The sequence below is a fragment of the Desulfosporosinus meridiei DSM 13257 genome, assembly GCF_000231385.2.
GTDB lineage: Bacteria > Bacillota > Desulfitobacteriia > Desulfitobacteriales > Desulfitobacteriaceae > Desulfosporosinus > Desulfosporosinus meridiei.
Map to the genome: position 1 here is coordinate 1000478 of NC_018515.1, position 17719 is coordinate 1018196.

Genomic DNA, 17719 nt, shown 5'->3' on the forward strand with positions numbered 1-17719 from the left:
AGTTGACAAATAAGACATCCACTGTATATACTTGATAAACAATGGAAATTTTATAGTTTAAGTGAGAAAGTTAAAAGTATCGATAGCCCGAAAGATAGCAGGGTGATCCCGAAAAAATCTCGTCCCTGATTTAAAGGGAGAGATTATTTTTTTACTATTAGAAAGTATAAACTTACGTTATAAACTGCAAGAAGGTTTAACCCGTGCGAAGACAGTGTCTTCGTCTAAGCATAAGTGCAACTAAGGCTGCCGCCTTCGCCTGCGGCTGCAAGAATGCTAATTCGTGCGAAGACAGTGTCTCCGGGCGCCAGCCAAGTTTTCTTTATTATTGAATTTAAAGGGGTGTTCATAATTGTATTCTGGTAATGAATTAAGGGACATGTTTCTTAAGTACTTCGAGGCAAAAGGACACACAATCTTACCTAGTGCATCACTTATTCCCAAAGATGATCCGACCTTGTTGTTAACAGTTGCAGGCATGGTTCCTTTTAAACCATATTTTCAACGCCAAGTTGAACCACCCATTCCAAGAGCAACGACTGCTCAGAAGTGCGTTCGTACTCCGGATCTCGAAGAAGTAGGTAAAACCGCTCGTCATCATACATACTTTGAAATGTTGGGCAATTTCTCCTTCGGCGATTACTTTAAAAAGGAAGCAATTCCTTGGGCCTGGGAGTATATAACCACGGTCTTAAAGCTTCCTGTCGAAAAACTATGGATCACAATATACCCTGAAGACATTGAGGCAAGAGAGATCTGGGAAAAAGCAGGTGTTAAATCTGATCGCATCGTAGGTGATCCGGAGAACTTTTGGGCAGCCGGGCCGACTGGTCCTTGTGGCCCTTGTTCGGAGATTTATGTCGATCTCGGTGTAGCCAGAGGGTGTGGCAAACCAGGTTGTGCTATAGGGTGTGATTGTGATCGTTTTCTGGAAATCTGGAATCTGGTCTTTATGCAGTATAACCGCGATGAGGCAGGGGTATTGACTCCTCTCCCTAAGCAAAATATTGATACCGGGATGGGCTTAGAGCGAATTGCTTCTGTGATGCAGGGTGTGGAAACAAATTTCGATACGGATTTATTCCGGCCGATTATCGATCATGTAGCTGCCTTGGCAGGGGTTAAATATAAAGAGAATGCTAAGAATGACTTAGCTCTTAAAGTTGTATCTGACCATGTCCGAGCGGTTTCCTTTATGCTTTCAGACGGCATACGTCCAAATAATGAAGGTAGAGGGTATGTTCTGCGTCGTATCTTACGTCGTGCTGTCCGCTTTGCTAAGCTCTTAGGAATTGATAAACCATTCCTGGAATCGGCCTTTAGAATTATTCAAAGAGACTATGCTCATGCTTATCCGGAACTTAAAGAGAATGAGAATTTCATTTTAAGCCACTTGAATTTAGAAGAAAAGAATTTCCAGGCAACCTTAGAGCAAGGCACTCAGTTATTACAGGAGAAGGTCAGAGGGCTTGTTGAAAAAGGGGAAAACGTATTATCCGGAACTGATGCTTTTTATTTATATGAAACATATGGCTTCCCTGTGGAATTAACCGAGGAAATGCTGGTAGAACAAGGTTTGTCTGTCGACATGGTAACTTTCGAAACTGCTGCTGAGGAACATCGCCTGCGGGCTAAAGAACAGTCGCAACAGATGCGTGCAGTAGTTGAGAGCACAGAGGTTGTAGAAAAGGCAAAATCTCTGGGGGCGACACCTTTTGTTGGCTATGATAAAGTAGCTTTATCTACACGAATAGAGGGCCTTTTTGTCAGCGGCAAGGAGGTACAGGATGCTGGTGAGGGCGAAGAAGTGCTGGTTTTCCTTACAGAGACTCCATTCTATGCCGAAAGCGGCGGTCAGGTCTCTGATGTAGGCCTAATTCGAACCCCCCGGGCGGAAGCACGTGTCCTCGACGTTAAAAAGGGCGTGACAGGAACTTTATATCATCGAGTCGAGGTTAAGACCGGGGTATTTCATGTTGGTGAACCTGTAGAAGTGGAAATTGATAACACGGACCGCTTAGCTACCACCAGACATCACAGTGCGACACACCTTCTGCAGTCGGCTCTGCGTTCAGTATTAGGAGAACACGTTCAGCAGGCGGGGTCATTAGTAAGCCCGGAACGCTTGCGGTTTGACTTCACCCACTTTTCTCCTCTGACGCCGGATAGCCTAAGGGCAGTTGAAGGGCTGATTAACGAAGCAGTTCTAAAGAATATGCCTGTTAAGGCGACGGAAATGTCCTTGAAAGAGGCTAAAGAAAGCGGTGCTACAGCACTTTTTGGAGAGAAATACGGAGAGAGTGTGCGAGTAGTGGGCATGGGATCCTTCAGCAAAGAACTGTGTGGGGGAACCCATGTAAGCAATACCGGGGAAATAGGACTTGTGAAAATCCTCAGCGAAGGTGGAATTGGAGCCGGCCTGCGCCGGATTGAGGCTGTTGCCGGCTTAGAAGCTTTGGCATATCTACGTTCTCTTGATGAGCAGGTAAGCGAAGTCTCTCAGTCTCTAAAAGCACAGCCCTTAGAGATTGGAAAAAGGGTTAACACTTTAATGACTCAAATGAAGGAGCTTGAACGAGAAATTAGTCAACTGCAAGCAAAGTTGGCTAAGAATGAAGTTGATGGGTTGTTAAATAAAGCGACTGAGATTGATGGAATTACCGTTATTGCAGCTCAAGTGCATGCTCCTGACATGGAAGGCCTTCGTCAAATGGCGGATTTATTACGCGATAAGATGAAATCGGGAGTTATCGTCTTAGGGGCTGCCAGTGAAGGAAAGGTAAACTTTGTAACGACTGTGAGCCCAACAGGTTTAAGTGGGCTCCATGCCGGACAGATTATAAAGGAAGTAGCAAAAATAACCGGCGGGGGCGGCGGCGGAAAGCCGGATATGGCTCAAGCCGGTGGTAAAGATCCTAGTAAATTAGGAGAAGCCATCGATAAAGTTCCAAGTCTTCTCCGAGGTTTTCTTAATAAATAGAGGAGAATCTTCTCGATAAACAGAATATCTACAGTTAATAGGAAAAGTCAGGACGAAAGGCGAAAGGGGGACAGGAAATGGATCGAATGGAAGAAACCATGATGTTTAAGGCTGTGGTGGAAGAAGAGATTTCTGCCCGGGATATACTACAGAAGGTGTACGCTGCCTTACAGGAGAAAGGGTATGATCCAATTAATCAAATGGTTGGTTATCTCATGTCTGGCGACCCTGTGTATATTACCAGCCATAATCAGGCGAGATCAATGATTCGTAAACTTGAACGCTTTGAGCTGATCGAAGAACTGGTAAGAACCTATTTACAAGAAAAATAGCGCTGGAGTTAGAACCCTCACTCAATGTGGTGAGGGTTTAAACTTTACGAAGCATTGAAGTGCGATGTGTGCCTCGCACCAGAGGAGGCTATAATGCGTCAAGTTAAGTTAGGGTTATGGGGAGCAGATGTCTCAGAGGTCTGTTTTGGAAGTTTAGCTGTATCTCCCTTACAAGGCCGTCTAACCGCAGAGGAGGGAGTTTCGGTTCTGCGGTATGCCTTTGAACAAGGGATTAATTGGATTGACACTGCGGAAATATATGATAACTATGAACAAATAGCTGCAGCTATTAAGCATCACCCTGAAGTCCGGATTGTTAGCAAATCTTATTCTGTTACGGCTGAGGAAATGAACATAAGTTTAGAGAAGGCACGAACTGCTCTTAATCGGGATACTCTTGATTTTTTCTTGCTTCATGAACAGGAAAGTGCCTTGACATTAAAAGGACACTCGGGGGCTTGGGAAGAACTCCGGCGAGCGAAGGAAAAAGGAATTGTACGTTGGATCGGCATTTCCACTCACGCAATTGAAGGGGTCCGGGCTGGTGCCTTATTGCCCGGTCTGGATGTAATTCACCCAATCTTAAATTATCAGGGTCTGGGAATTATTGATGGGACGTTGAGTGAAATGTTGGACGCCATTGCCTTTGCCTCAGATTTGGGCATTGGGATATATGCAATGAAGATTTTTGGCGGCGGGCATTTAACGAGGGATCCTAAAAAAGCCATCGACTTTATAAAAAGTATTGCAGGTGTTCAGGGAATTGCTTTAGGAATGTCCAGTCAGGCAGAAGTGGACTATAATTTGCTTTTAATAGAAGGGCAAGAAGTCCCTGAAAGTTTGCAAAAAAAGGTCAGACATAGAGAGCGAAAACTTTTTATTGCTGATTGGTGTCAAAGCTGCGGATTATGCGTTGAGGCCTGTCCTCAAGGCGCTTTGAGCATTGAAGAGACTGCAGTGGTTAACCTTGAAGCATGTGTGCTGTGTGGGTATTGCGGGAGGGCATGTCCGCATTTTTGCCTAAAAATTGTTTAGATTAATTTAGGAGGGAATCCTGTGCGGATTATGGGATTGGATTTTGGGTCTAAGACAATCGGTGTGGCCATTAGTGACGCATTATTTTGGACGGCCCAAGGGATTAAAACGATTAGGCGATCCAATAAGGAACTTGATGAGTTAGAAGAACTGATTCGGGAATATGAGGTTATGGAGATTGCCCTTGGTTATCCAAAGAACATGAATGGAACTATAGGGCCTAGATGTACTTTGACCGAGGAGTTTGCGGAGGTTCTACGGTCGAAGTTTGGACTTGAAGTCAAGCTATGGGATGAACGTTTAAGTACGGTTGCTGCCCAGAGGACTCTGTTAGAAGCCGATATGTCTCGCTCCAAACGTAAGAACGTGATCGACAAAATGGCAGCGGTGTTTATTCTTCAAGGGTACCTGGACAGTCGGCAAATGAAGAAAACTTAGGCCGATATTTGACAATCATTACCTACAATAGTACAATGACCATAGTCTTTAATTAAGAGGTGAATCATATGACTGACCATCCACATGACCATGAGCATGATGCTGAAGAGTTTGACACTGTCATTCTCACAGATGATGAAGGAAAAGACCATGAGTTTCTTCATCTAGACACATTGGAACTAGACGGCTCTACATACTTTGTTTTAATGCCTATTTCAGAGGATGAATCCGAGGAAGATGAGGCAATTATCCTTAAACTTGGTAAAGATGCTGAAGGTGGAGAAATGCTGCTTGACATCGAAGACGACGAAGAGTGGGAAAAAGTAGCTGACGCCTGGGAAAACCTAGTAGAATCAGAAGAAGATTAATTCGGGCTTATTTATTAATCTTAAATGAACGGTAACAAAGAACTCGTTGAGTATAACTCAGCGAGTTCTTTGTTTTTTTCTTGATAAGAAAATTCAGCAGTATTTAATTGTCTCTTCCTTAAACAATCAGCAAAGGATTAATAAAACTCTGTTTCCAATACTTTCACGAGTCAAAAGCTGTTAGTTCTACGAGATTCTTAGATAAACAAAAAACTCAAAGGAAAGACTAATTAAAAAAGAGGGGGTGAAGAAAATAAAGTGTTTTAGAAATAGGAAATTAAGTTATCTGTTCTTTTTAAGCATTCTTTGTATTTCATTGTTTAGTGGTTGTAATTCACTAGATCATACACCTGATTATTCTTCGTCTCAGGTACCTGATAAACAAATTTCTCAAGATAATCAAGTGGCTAAAGCTAAAACACTAAATTCGGTTATGCCAGAGGGGAGTAAAATTGACGATTTAGATTTAAGTGGGACTCCCTTAGTTGAGGCATCTACTAAGATTGAGAATTGGGCAAAGGACAAGCTGGAAGAAACCCGTGTACTGTTGTACAATAATACAGAGATTCCTTTGACTTTAACTGACATAGGGTTTGAAGTTGATACTGAAAAGACTATTGATCAAACCCAGACTAACCCAGGAACTATTCAGCCCAGCGTCTTTAAAGTTAACTCAGAGGTTGCCAGTCAAAAACTTCAAGAAAAGCTTACGAAATTTAATACACCGGCCAAAGATGCTGCATATAAGATTGAGAAGGATAAGGTAGTTATACAGCCATCAGAACCTGGTCGAAGGGCTGATGTTGAACAATTAATAAGTAAGATTGAAAACCTATCACTCAGTGAAGTTCCAACACGGATTGAAATTCCCATGGCTGAAGTATCACCTGCGGTCACAACAGAGTCTATTAAAGATTTAGCTTTTGATTCTATCATTGGCGAATTTTCAACAAATTTTCTAGTCAAGGAGCAGAATCGTTCCGCAAACTTGACTGCAGCTGCTAAAGCCTTGGATGGCAAATTACTTAAGCCCGGTGAGACTCTTTCCTTTAACCAGGTTGTAGGGCCTCGGGAACCGGGAACCGGGTATAAGGAAGCTTATGTATTAATAAATGGCGAATATGTCAAAGGAACCGGCGGGGGTATTTGCCAAGTATCTTCTACACTATACAATGCAGTATTACTAAGTAATTTAGAAATTGTTGAACGTATGCCTCATGCTGTTGTTGTAGGTTATGTGCCTCCCGGACAAGATGCAACCGTTAACTATCCCAATATTGATTTCAAATTTAAAAATAACTCCCAGAGTTTAGCATATCTACGAACTGAAGTAAAATCTGGAGTCTTAACAGTTAGGATTTGGGGTAAGAAGACTGGTAATACTGTTCGAATTGAACGACAAGTAGAGAGAGAAATCCCTTATACAACAAAAAGGCGGCTCGATCCTAAGCTTCCCAAAGGTCGAGTCGTTCGAGACCAAGGTGGTGTTAAAGGGATTGTAGTAAATACTTGGCAGGTTATCCGAGATGAGAGTGGCAGTGAAACCAAGAAATTTCTTGGCCGGGATTCATATGCTCCGACAAATCGCATTTTCCGCGTAGGAACATAGTGTTCGAGATAGAGAAAGAGAGAGTGAGAAATGGCCAGAAAAAAGAAGACCATGGGAATATTGACGTGGATTATTCTTCTTTCCGTGGTCGGGGGCTTTGGAGTATTATCTTGGTGGAGTTGGGCAACAAAGCCTTACTCCACCTCGGGAAACAGTGTGAAAATTACCATTTCTCCGGGAACAACTGCGGCGCAATTAGCTAGGGAATTGCAAGAGCGTCAGCTCATCCGCAGCGCGGAGATGTTCCAACTCTTGGCCCGTGAACGTCGAGATGATTTTAAACTATATGTAGGGGATTATCAGATAGCCCCCACAATGTCTCCTAAGGAAATGATAGAGCACCTAATTAGTGGTTCAACTTCTGTGGATACCAATATGGTGACAATTCCGGAAGGGTATACTACTGAACAGATTATTGAGCTTTTGGTGCAAAAAGGAATAGGGAGTAAAGGGGAGTTAACTAAAGTTGTTACGGAAGATTCGTTTCCGTATGAATTTCTAAAGGATGCGCCTCAAGGGATCCACCGCTTAGAAGGATATTTATTTCCAAATACCTATGACATCCCAGTTGAAACTTCTCCTCATGAAGCTATTGATTTGCTCTTGCGGCAATTTGCCAAAGAACTAACCCCGGAGGTTCAGCAACAGCTTGTTGCTATGAAGTTGTCTGTTGCTCAATGGGTTATCCTGGGATCTCTAATTGAAAAGGAAGCGGTAAGAGAATCGGATCGGGCCTTAATTGCTTCAGTTTTGTTTAACCGCTTAAAGATTAACCAGCCTCTTCAGATAGATGCTACAATTCAGTTTTTGCTGGGTACACCCAAGCCTAAACTCTCCTACCAGGATTTGCAGATTCCTTCACCCTATAACACTTATCTGCATGCCGGTTACCCGCCTGGACCCATCGCCAGCCCGGGGCATGCCTCGTTGCAAGCTGTATTGAATCCAGCTCAGACAGATTTTCGCTACTATGTCGCCAAAAAGGATGGTTACCATGTGTTCGCGAAGACCTATGCTGAGCATCTGAAGAATGTTGAGTTGTATCAGTGAGGGTGAAAGCGAGATGGTATGGCAAGCGAGATGACTTTTGCACGTTCACCCGAAACTCCGTTGCTGCTCACTGGATGTTAAAACGAAAACGCTAAACCCTTCTGCTTTCTGCAAGTTAACCATAGCGTTTTCATGTTTTAACATCGGCGTTCGCCGGACGCAACTCCGTTTAACGGGATTCACTTTGCAAAAGTCATCTCTGCTTTGTGGGAAGTTTAAGGAATGCTTGAAGGAACCTCTTGGGTGGAGCCTCTGTAACCCAGCGCTTTTGACCATCTTGAACGGCTATGGTTAGTTTGGGGTTAATACCTCTCAAGTCAAGTTTAGACTGACTTGGTCGATCCGCCTCCTTTGGCGGGACTCTTTAGGGCGTTAGTCGTAATCAGTTAACAGATTAGAAGGGCTAAGATTTATGAGTTAGTTGATAGATTTGTTCAACATCTTTGTCACCGCGACCGGAGATATTAACGATGATAATTTCATTGGGGTTCATGGTTGGAGCAAGTTTCAGGGCGTAGGCTACAGCATGAGCGCTTTCCAGGGCAGGAATGATACCTTCTGTTCGGGAAAGTCGGTGGAAGGCTTCCAGGGACTCGGTGTCAGTGATGCTTACATACTCTGCACGACCACTGTCCTTCAGATAACTATGCTCCGGTCCAACGCCGGGATAGTCCAGGCCGGCGGATATGGAGTGGGTGGCCAGAGGTTCTCCGTTTTCGTCTGCCATAACGTAGCATTTAAAGCCGTGAACGATTCCGGGAGCTCCGGCGGACAGAGGAGCAGCGTGTTTGCCGGTTTCCAGACCTAAACCTGCCGGCTCAACTCCTATGAGTTTAACGGAGGAGTCTTCTAAGAAATTGGCGAACATACCGATAGCGTTGCTGCCGCCGCCGACACAGGCCATCACTACATCAGGAAGTTTTCCTTCGGCCTCGAGTATTTGCTGGCGTGCTTCCCGGGAAATAACTGCTTGGAAGTGTTTGACAAGTGAAGGAAAAGGATGGGGGCCTACTGCCGAACCCAGCATGTAAAAGGTGTTCTCATAATTTACGGCAAAGTCCTCTAAGGCTGCATCCACAGCATCTTTTAAAGTACGTGTTCCCGATGTGACCGGGACAACTTTTGCCCCCAGGAGTTCCATGCGGAAGACGTTGAGGGATTGGCGCTTGGTATCTTCTTCTCCCATATATATAATGCATTCCATGTCAAAGAGAGCGCATGCTGTTGCTGTTGCTACGCCGTGTTGTCCGGCACCGGTTTCAGCAATGACCCGTTTAGCTCCCATACGTTTCGCCAGCAATGCTTGACCAAGAACATTATTAATCTTGTGGGCCCCGGTATGGTTAAGGTCTTCACGTTTCAGGTATACTTTAGCACCACCTAATTGTTGAGTAAGCTTTTTGGCATAGTAGAGAGGGTTGGGGCGGCCTACATACTGCCGTAAATAGTAGTCAAGCTCCTGATTAAAATCCGGATCATTCTTATGGGTTTCGAAAGCATCGTCTAATTGAGCTAAGGCATTTTCTAATTGGGGGGGAACAAAACTACCGCCAAATTCTCCGAAATATCCTTTTTCCATGGTTGATTCCTCCATCTTCTTTTAAAACTAAAAAACTTTCCGTCCTTCAAAGGACAGAAAGTTAATTTCCATTATGCCACCTTTTTGTATGGGACATACAAATGTATATTACCCATATCGGGATCTTAGATACGGAGTAGGTTCTCGGCAACAAGTAAGCAGATGCGGAGAGTAAGCCTCTCGATATCCGTGTCTCTGTAACGGGAAACCCCCGGTATCACCTACTTACTTAAAGGGTGTTCGGATTACGACTCCGAGATCCATTCAGTCTACGGGACATGTATCAGACTCCCACCTGCTCTGACTCGCTAAAACAGTCCTCAAAAAACTTACTAATTCTCTTCATTGTCTTGCATGTTAATTTTCTGTATTGTAATATGTCAGAAGGCACTTCGTCAAGGGGTGTTATGTAAAAGATTTTTTCTGTTTGATCTTATTACTTCGAACAGGTTGAATAAGGTACTATCCATTGATGTTAAACTATAGTGAAATAGAAAAACGATTAAAGCTTAAAGTTAGTTAGGGGAATATATATGAAAAAACCGGAACTATTGGCTCCTGCAGGAGATATGGAAAAGTTAAAATATGCGCTTGCCTATGGAGCGGACGCAGTATATATGGGGGGGCAGGCCTTTGGTCTGCGAGCTTACGCCGGAAATTTTGGTTGGGCGGAAATGGAGCAAGCGGTTAGCTGGACCCATGGTCTGGGGAAAAAGCTGTATGTAACGGTTAATATTTTTGCCCATGAGCCGGATTTTGCAGAGCTTCCGTCCTACCTCAAACACTTAGAGGAATTGAAAGTAGACGCTGCCATTGTTTCTGATCCGGGAGTTATTATGATGGCTAAGGAAGTGGCTCCTCGTCTGCCCTTACATTTAAGTACCCAGGCTAATAATACAAACTCCTATTCCGTCCGCTTTTGGATGAATCAAGGGATAGAGAGAGTGGTTTTGGCCCGGGAATTAACCCTACAGGAGATGAATGATGTACGTGCTAAAGTGGATGGGGGCTTAGAAATCTTTATCCATGGAGCAATGTGTATGTCATATTCCGGGCGATGCCTACTAAGCAACTACTTAACAGGCAGAGATGCTAATCGCGGGGAATGTACTCAGCCCTGCCGTTGGGGCTACGCACTTGTCGAGGAAAAGCGACCGGGGATTGCTTTTCCGATTGAAGAGGACGAACGGGGAACCTATGTGTTTAATTCCCACGATTTATGCCTCTTACCCCATCTTCCATTGTTAAAGCCAATTGACATTGACAGTTACAAAATTGAAGGGCGAATGAAAAGCGTTCAATATGTGGCTAGTACGGTTAAAGTTTATCGGGAGGCTATCGATACTTTATGGGTGCAAGGGGAAGAAGCCTTTCGGGAAAAGCTTCCACAATGGTTGGAGGAAATGGATAAAGTTAGCCACAGAGATTATTCACCAGGCTTCCTGTTTGGAAAGCCGGGTGCCAGTTCACATAACCTGGTTTCCTCTCATTATGTTCGAGATTATGATTTTGTAGGAGTCCACTTATCTGAAGAAAAAATGGCAGGACAAATCATTAAGACACCTGATGAGACCATCTCGTGGGTTGAGCAAAGGAATAATTTTAAGATCGGTGAAGTCTTAGAAGTCTTAACTCCCCAAGGAGAATGTTGGTCTTTCGAAGTAAAAGAGATGTGGGATATTGAAGGGGTACCGATGGAGGTGGCTCGTCATGCTCAACAAAAGATAAGGATGACTGTACCAAGGGAAATCCTGCCTTACAGTATTTTGCGACGAGCAAAAAGCGAGAAAAAGTAGTCAAAAAGTAAACGTAGACCCGGCCGGGCTTGTACCAAGAATCTTACGCGCGTAAGATTCTTGGTACAAGCTGAGGAGAAGCCTCCCACCCTATCGGGATTGCCCACAGTATGATTTGGATATGGGGGCGGAAAAATCGTAAGATTCTGGTTTTCTAAGAGGGAAAAGGAGTTTGGTTAGCAAACCCTACTTATCATAATAATTGTTTGTAACGAAAAGTGTTGAAGATTAAGGAGACGGGTTATGAATTTTGATAGTATTGAGCACTCAAGTCCGCCTATTTTGGGTCTGGATGTTGTTGTTAAAGCCCGGTTAGAAAGGGTGGAAATGCAGACGTTAGATAAGCTTGTCGAAGGCCTTGGACATCTGGGAATTGTTACGACAACTGATCGAGCCTTAGGGGAAGTCATGATTCAAACGACCAAGCAGTGTTGGCCGGATTTAAAGAAGGCCATAGAACAAATGCCCTTTGAGATAGAGTTTATCTAGATGCTGAGTAATACGGAGAGAAAAATTATGGAAACAGGAGATAAGTTAATGAATTTTTCCGAACCCCAAGGAGTCCAACTTTCGGATCTTGACCTGATCATAAAAGCGCGCATCGATCGTTCCCAAATCCAATTGCTTTGTAAGCTTGTCGAGGGATTAGGTCATTTGGGCGTTGTAACTACAACGAATAAGGCCTTAGGGGAAGTCATGATTCAAACCACCAGGCATTGTTGGCCTGAGTTGGAAGGAGTTGTGAAAGAAATGCCCTTAGAAATTGAATTTGTGTGAAGTAGCAGGGGGCGGTTTAGCGTTATCTAAACCGTCCTCTCTCTACTTCCGAACCATTAATTTTTTGATGGCTTGATCAAGTCCTTCTAAGGTTAACTCATACATGGGAAAGACGCTGCGTACCATATTTATGGTGTGAGAGCCGTGAACCCGATCCCAAAATTTTTCCGGTATGGGGTTAAGCCAGACATTATAAGGGAAATGTTTAGCCAAGCGCTGCAGCCAGGTAAATCCCGGTTCTTCGTTGCTAACATCCCAAAAAATATTGCCATCAATCATTGTCAGTTCACTGGGGGCCATAGCCGCATCCCCGATAATAATAACTTTGTAATCTGAACCCAGGGAATGCATAACATCATAAGTTTTGACGGCTCTTCTGGGGCTACAGCTGGCGTCCAGATGGAGCAACTCATAAAAACAATTGTGGAAGTAATAAAACTTTAAATCTTTAAAGTGAGAGGATCTATGCACTGCTGCAAACAATTGGCTGCATATTTGAGCATAAGGGGCCATAGAGCCCCCGGCATCCATTAAGACAATTAGTTTTACCGAATTTTTGCGGGGGCTTGTCCAAATAAGCTTTAGTTGACCGGCATTCTTACAAGTTTCATCAATGGTATCCTCTAGATCGAGCTGATCTTTTGCTCCATCAATACGTGTACTAAACTGGCGTAATTTACGTAACGCCACTTCAAATTGGCGTACTCCTAAGGTTTTGTCGTTGCGATACTCTCGGTAGTTTCGCTCAGAGGCCACTTTCACCGCAGATTGCCCATGGGACTCCCCGCCTATGCGGATGCCCCCCGGATGAAAGCCGGAGTGCCCAAAAGGGGAAGTTCCCCCTGTTCCTACCCAGGTATTCCCACCGTGATGAGGCCCATCTTGTTTGCGCATACGTTCTTCTAAAGCTTCCCTAAGACTTTCCCAATTGGGCAAGCCTAATTTGTTCAAGATTTCGTTGCGTTCTTCTTCAGAGAACATTTTAGCCGGCAGAGGATTTTCCATCCATTTCGAAACCTGATCCAATAACTGTTCCGGGGTTGCTATCCCCTGAAAATACTTTTGAAAGGCCAGGTCATATTGGTCAAAGTGACTTTCACTCTTAACTAAGACTGCGCGAGCAAGATAGTAAAACCCAGAAAGACTTGATTCAGCTAAGCCTTGGGCCAGGGCTTCCATTAAGGTCATCCATTCTGTGATAGAAACGGGAACCCCTTCCCGGCGTAATTGATAAAAAAAGTGTGTAAACATAGGCCATTCTACCAGCCACGTCTGCTGGCGCGGGACGTGCCATCTGTCTCACGCAAGTGCAGCTGCCTTAAAGCTAGATCGAAATCCTGGTTCTTCTTTAATAACGCTCCAAGAAAGGGGATCTCTTTGGCAATCTTATCAGGATCAATTCCTCCGATGGTTAAGGCTTGCACCCAATCGAGAAGTTCGCTGGTACTGGGTTTTTTCTGTAAGCCTGAGACACTGCGCAGCCAATAAAAGGACTTTAAGGCCTCGGCAAGGAGGAGGGTATCTAATTGGGGGAAATGGACATGAACAATCTCTTCCATCATTGTTTGATCGGGAAAGTCGATATAATGGAATACACAGCGCCTTAAAAAGGCATCGGGAAGCTCCTTTTCTGCATTGCTTGTTATAATCACAATGGGACGATGTTTGGTTGCAATGGTTTCTCCGGTTTCAGGGATATAGAAATTCATAACGTCTAATTCCCAAAGCAGATCATTAGGGAATTCTAAGTCAGCCTTGTCGATCTCATCGATCAAAAGTACCACCCGCTCCTCGGACTGGAAGGCTTCGCCGAGTTTTCCGAGCTTAATATATTGTTTGATGTCGGATACATTTTGCCCCCCAAATTGACTGTCGTAGAGGCGCTGAACTGTGTCATAGACGTAGAGACCGTCTTGGGCTTTAGTGGTGGATTTTATATTCCAAACTATTAAGCGGAGGCCCAGGGAGCGAGCGATGCTCTCGGCCAGTACAGTTTTCCCTGTGCCAGGCTCTCCTTTTATCAGGAGCGGTCGTTTTAAAGCGACTGAGATATTGACACTATTGCTAAGATCCTTGGAAACTATGTAATCCTCAGTACCTTGATAGATTAGCTCATCAGTCATTTAGATATTTCCCCCTGTTCTGATTAAACTTGTATCAACATAATACCACTATTTGGTGGGTTTTGGGCAACAATTTATCAGACTATTGAATTTTTATAGCGTGAGGTATCGGAGCAAGTCTATCCCTCTTATCCATTGATTGAGAGCAGCGTCCAACTAAAATTAAATTACATAAAATGGAATTAAAGTCTCGATTTTGTTGTGAGAACTGACTTAGGACTACGAAGATTGCTTTAGCAGATAATATTTAAATTTAATTACTTACAAACGTTAAGTAGTTTTAACATATAGGATATCTTCAATAATTATTAGTTGTTTCCATAACAAATTAGAGTATTTAGAGATGTATTAAGTTGCAGAACTATTGACTATTCATGGCTTTAGCGATACTATTATTAACTAACATAGGTCAAAAGTCCCATACACTATAGCCCAAAAGTCCTAGCGAAATTTGTCAAAAAATACAAATTTTAAGATTATTTTGGGGACAAGTTAAATTTTACACTAGCCGCTTAAGGTTATTTTCCATTAATATTAAATATTTTTTATGCTATAATATACCTATTATTGTTTTAATTACATAATTAGCCTGAATCCATTAAAGAGAGAATTAGTCGTCCGGGTTCCTTGGGGGGGTAACTTAAAGCTTGCAACGGAAAGGTGTCAGTAAGAGTGTATGGAAAAGCCTAAACAGAAAATAAAGCTGGGCGAACTCTTAATGGGAGCAGGAATGCTTACACAGGCTCAGCTAGAAGAGGTGTTAGCTGAACAAGGAAAGTCCAGAAAACGGATGGGGCAAATCCTTATTGAGCGTAACATTCTAACAGAAGAAGAAATCATGGATACTCTCGCTGTGCAGCTTTCTCTCGAACGTTTTGATATTGGCAAAGCCTTTATTGATCCGGAAGTAGCTAGATGCATCCCGAAAGAAGTGGCAAAAAAATATAATCTGATTCCCTTTGGTGAAAAAGATGGCAAACTGCAAGTAGCTATGAGCGATCCTCTCAATATCTTCGCCATAGATGATATTTCGTTTATAACGCAAAAGCCTATTCAACCTTGTATTGCAGGATTCGAGGCCATTGAAAAGGCCATCGAGCTATATTTCAGCAAACAATCTACCGATAAAGCCTTAGAAGACTTGAAAAAGGAATACAAGGTTGAACTTGACGGTAAGTACGATCAAGCTATCATTGATGAAGTTCAGAGCGCTCCGGCAGTAAGGCTTACCAATTCAATTGTGAATCAGGCCATTACTTCTGGGGCAAGCGATATACATATAGAACCCTTTGAAAAGGAAGTAAAGGTTCGTTATCGAATTGACGGGGTTTTAGTGGCCAGTATGGCAATCCCTAAGAGCTTGTACTCATCAGTGTGCACCCGTATTAAAATCATGGCGGGGATGAACATTGCTGAAAATAGAATCCCTCAAGACGGAAGGAACGAAATGGAGGTTGGGGGGAGGAGCTATGATTTCCGGGTTTCCTCATTGCCCACTGTATTTGGAGAGAAAATAGTAATTCGGATTCTTGATGGGAAAAACTTTGATTTAAACAGAAGTATGATTGGCTTTACTAATCATGATAATGCTATTCTTAACAGGATTCTAAGCATGCCCTATGGAATTGTCCTCTTAACAGGTCCTACGGGAAGTGGGAAATCTACCACTCTTTATACAATTCTAAAAGAGTTTAACACTGTCGACAAAAATATTGTAACTGTTGAAGATCCTGTAGAATACACCTTGCTGGGTATTAACCAAGTTCAAGTTAATTCAAAAGCAGGATTAACCTTTGCTTCCAGTTTGAGAAGCATTCTCAGGCAAGATCCGGATATTATCATGATCGGAGAAATGCGGGACGAAGAAACGGCTCATATCGCAGTCCGGGCGGCTATAACCGGTCACTTGGTATTTTCCACCCTCCATACCAATGATGCCCCTACCTCCTTGACCCGCTTAGTAGATATGGGAATTGCTCCTTATCTGGTTGCGGAGTCCACTATTGGGATCATAAGCCAAAGACTCCTGCGCAAACTCTGCCCCTCCTGCAAAAGAGGTTATCTGGCAGATGATCGGGAGAAAAAAATCCTGCGGGATCTGAACGTTGTAAAATTATATAAACCAACAGGTTGCCCCGCTTGTAATAATACCGGCTATAAAGGCCGTATTGCCATCCATGAGGTCTTATACTTAGATAGTAAAATGCGCAGTATTATTGAAAAAGGTGCCAATGCCGATGAGTTGAGAACCCTTGCCGTCAAGAACGGGATGGTGCCCCTTTATGAAAACTGTAAGAGGCTCGTTATCAATGGAGTTACCAGTATTAATGAAATGGTTCGTACAGTCTACGCCAGAGATTAGTCTATAACAATTAACACTTCTGAATCTCGAAAAGAGGTAGTAAAAGAGGATGCCTATATATACCTTTAGGGCCAAAAAGTTAAATGGAGAAGAACTCACAGGTACTCAAGAATTTGCGTCCATAGAGGTTCTTAAGGCCATGTTGTCCGATCAAGGTTTTTTTCTCATTGATGCTCAGATTAAAGGAAAAGAATACAGCTTTGGCGAATTGCTCAAACGAGTTGACATGAAGGATATTTCCCTTTTCTGTCGACAATTCTCGGTTATTCTAAATGCTGGGATTCCCATTGTCGAGGCTATAGCCATATTACGAGATCAGGTGGAAAAAAAGAAATTCCGAGATACCTTAGAAGATGTCCACGACCAACTCCAAAGAGGTAATCTGTTTTCCAGCACTCTGCAGGCTCATCCCAAGGTTTTCCCGGATTTTATGATAAACATGGTTGAAGTGGGTGAAGCGAGCGGAACCTTAGATTCCATTATGATTAGCTTGGCTGAGTATTATGAAAAAGAGAACAAGCTACGTCGTAAAATCAAAAGCGCTATGACTTATCCCATGATTCTCCTAATTCTGATGATTGGTGTCGTCACCTTGCTGATGGTTAAGGTTCTTCCCACCTTTTCTAATATCCTGCAGTCCATGGGAGGGGAACTGCCTGCCTTGACTAAAATCCTCATGGGGATGAGCGATTTTATGGTTCAGAATGTGGCGTTGATTTTTGCGATTGTGGCACTTGGAGGAATAGGGCTAAGAGTTCTTTCCAAGAATGATGAATTTAGATTTTGGCTGGATTCTTTAAAATTACGAGCCCCGGTGATTAAAGCAACCGTAGTAAAAGTAATCACTGCTCGATTCGCGAGAAGTATGGGGATTTTACTTAAAAGCGGCATACCGATTATCCGTTCCTTTGAGATTATGAATGATTTGCTGGGGAATCGGGTGGTAGCTCACAAGTTTACCGAATGCCGGGATGAAGTTATGGAGGGCAAGGGGATATCAGGCTCCATTAAGAAGATGGGAGTGTTTCCGCCTATGCTAATTCATATGATTGAGGTAGGAGAAGCCACCGGACAATTAGACGAAATGCTTACTAGAACAGCTGGATTCTTCGATGAGGAGGTGGAGGAAGCCATCGAGAAACTGACGGCCATGATTGAACCTGCCATGATCGTTATAATGGCAGTGGTCGTAGGGACAGTGGTTATGGCAATGATGTTGCCAATGGTCAGCATTATGCAGTCGGTACAACAATAAATATAGGGGAGGTAT

Annotated in this window: 15 protein-coding genes; 12 read left to right on the top strand and 3 right to left on the bottom strand. The window is 43.4% G+C overall.

The window, feature by feature from the left end; all coding sequences use genetic code 11:
• Positions 1-352 precede the first annotated feature (352 nt).
• The 7 genes from alaS (at position 353) to mltG (ending at position 7812) form a co-directional block, all read left to right on the top strand.
• On the top strand, positions 353-2980 hold the full coding sequence (alaS, locus tag DESMER_RS04615; protein WP_014901905.1) for an alanine--tRNA ligase: 2628 nt from the start codon (positions 353-355) through the stop codon (positions 2978-2980).
• 77 nt (positions 2981-3057) lie between these two features.
• Positions 3058-3312 carry an IreB family regulatory phosphoprotein gene (locus DESMER_RS04620; RefSeq protein ID WP_014901906.1) on the top strand — a complete coding sequence of 85 codons (255 nt, stop codon included), beginning with the start codon at positions 3058-3060 and terminating at the stop codon, positions 3310-3312.
• Between the two features lie 93 nt (positions 3313-3405).
• Positions 3406-4347, top strand: a complete 942-nt coding sequence (locus DESMER_RS04625) for an aldo/keto reductase (protein ID WP_014901907.1) — start codon at positions 3406-3408, stop codon at positions 4345-4347.
• A gap of 21 nt (positions 4348-4368) precedes the next feature.
• Positions 4369-4785 carry a Holliday junction resolvase RuvX gene (gene ruvX / locus DESMER_RS04630; RefSeq protein WP_014901908.1) on the top strand — a complete coding sequence of 139 codons (417 nt, stop codon included), beginning with the start codon at positions 4369-4371 and terminating at the stop codon, positions 4783-4785.
• Positions 4786-4853: 68 nt separating this feature from the next.
• Complete coding sequence (locus tag DESMER_RS04635; RefSeq protein WP_014901909.1) at positions 4854-5153, top strand: DUF1292 domain-containing protein; 300 nt, start codon at positions 4854-4856, stop codon at positions 5151-5153.
• 244 nt (positions 5154-5397) lie between these two features.
• Positions 5398-6762, top strand: coding sequence for a VanW family protein (locus DESMER_RS04640; protein ID WP_014901910.1), 1365 nt, complete (start codon positions 5398-5400; stop codon positions 6760-6762).
• Positions 6763-6792: 30 nt separating this feature from the next.
• Complete coding sequence (mltG, locus tag DESMER_RS04645) at positions 6793-7812, top strand: endolytic transglycosylase MltG (RefSeq protein WP_014901911.1); 1020 nt, start codon at positions 6793-6795, stop codon at positions 7810-7812.
• Positions 7813-8215: 403 nt separating this feature from the next.
• Here the strand turns inward: mltG and trpB are convergent, their stop codons facing one another.
• Positions 8216-9406 carry a tryptophan synthase subunit beta gene (trpB, locus tag DESMER_RS04650; RefSeq protein ID WP_042333381.1) on the bottom strand — a complete coding sequence of 397 codons (1191 nt, stop codon included), beginning with the start codon at positions 9404-9406 and terminating at the stop codon, positions 8216-8218.
• Positions 9407-9924: 518 nt separating this feature from the next.
• Between trpB and DESMER_RS04655 the strand changes: the two genes are divergently transcribed.
• The 3 genes from DESMER_RS04655 (at position 9925) to DESMER_RS04665 (ending at position 11964) form a co-directional block, all read left to right on the top strand.
• The gene (locus tag DESMER_RS04655) at positions 9925-11187 is read left to right on the top strand and encodes a peptidase U32 family protein (RefSeq protein ID WP_014901913.1); all 1263 of its coding nucleotides are present in this window, start codon (positions 9925-9927) and stop codon (positions 11185-11187) included.
• A gap of 243 nt (positions 11188-11430) precedes the next feature.
• Positions 11431-11676, top strand: a complete 246-nt coding sequence (locus DESMER_RS04660) for a DUF4911 domain-containing protein (RefSeq protein WP_014901914.1) — start codon at positions 11431-11433, stop codon at positions 11674-11676.
• Between the two features lie 48 nt (positions 11677-11724).
• Positions 11725-11964 (top strand): DUF4911 domain-containing protein, encoded by a 240-nt coding sequence (locus tag DESMER_RS04665; RefSeq protein ID WP_042334271.1) that lies wholly within the window; start codon positions 11725-11727, stop codon positions 11962-11964.
• Between the two features lie 42 nt (positions 11965-12006).
• Here DESMER_RS04665 and DESMER_RS04670 read toward each other — a convergent pair whose 3' ends face one another.
• Together DESMER_RS04670 and DESMER_RS04675 are read right to left on the bottom strand one after the other, a co-directional pair.
• Positions 12007-13215, bottom strand: a complete 1209-nt coding sequence (locus DESMER_RS04670; protein ID WP_014901916.1) for a vWA domain-containing protein — start codon at positions 13213-13215, stop codon at positions 12007-12009.
• A gap of 8 nt (positions 13216-13223) precedes the next feature.
• A complete protein-coding gene (locus tag DESMER_RS04675; protein ID WP_014901917.1) occupies positions 13224-14087 on the bottom strand; it encodes an AAA family ATPase in 864 nt (287 codons plus the stop codon).
• A 676-nt stretch (positions 14088-14763) separates the two neighbouring features.
• Between DESMER_RS04675 and DESMER_RS04680 the strand changes: the two genes are divergently transcribed.
• Positions 14764-16449 (top strand): GspE/PulE family protein, encoded by a 1686-nt coding sequence (locus DESMER_RS04680; protein WP_014901918.1) that lies wholly within the window; start codon positions 14764-14766, stop codon positions 16447-16449.
• Between the two features lie 49 nt (positions 16450-16498).
• Positions 16499-17704 carry a type II secretion system F family protein gene (locus DESMER_RS04685; protein WP_014901919.1) on the top strand — a complete coding sequence of 402 codons (1206 nt, stop codon included), beginning with the start codon at positions 16499-16501 and terminating at the stop codon, positions 17702-17704.
• Positions 17705-17719: the final 15 nt, after the last annotated feature.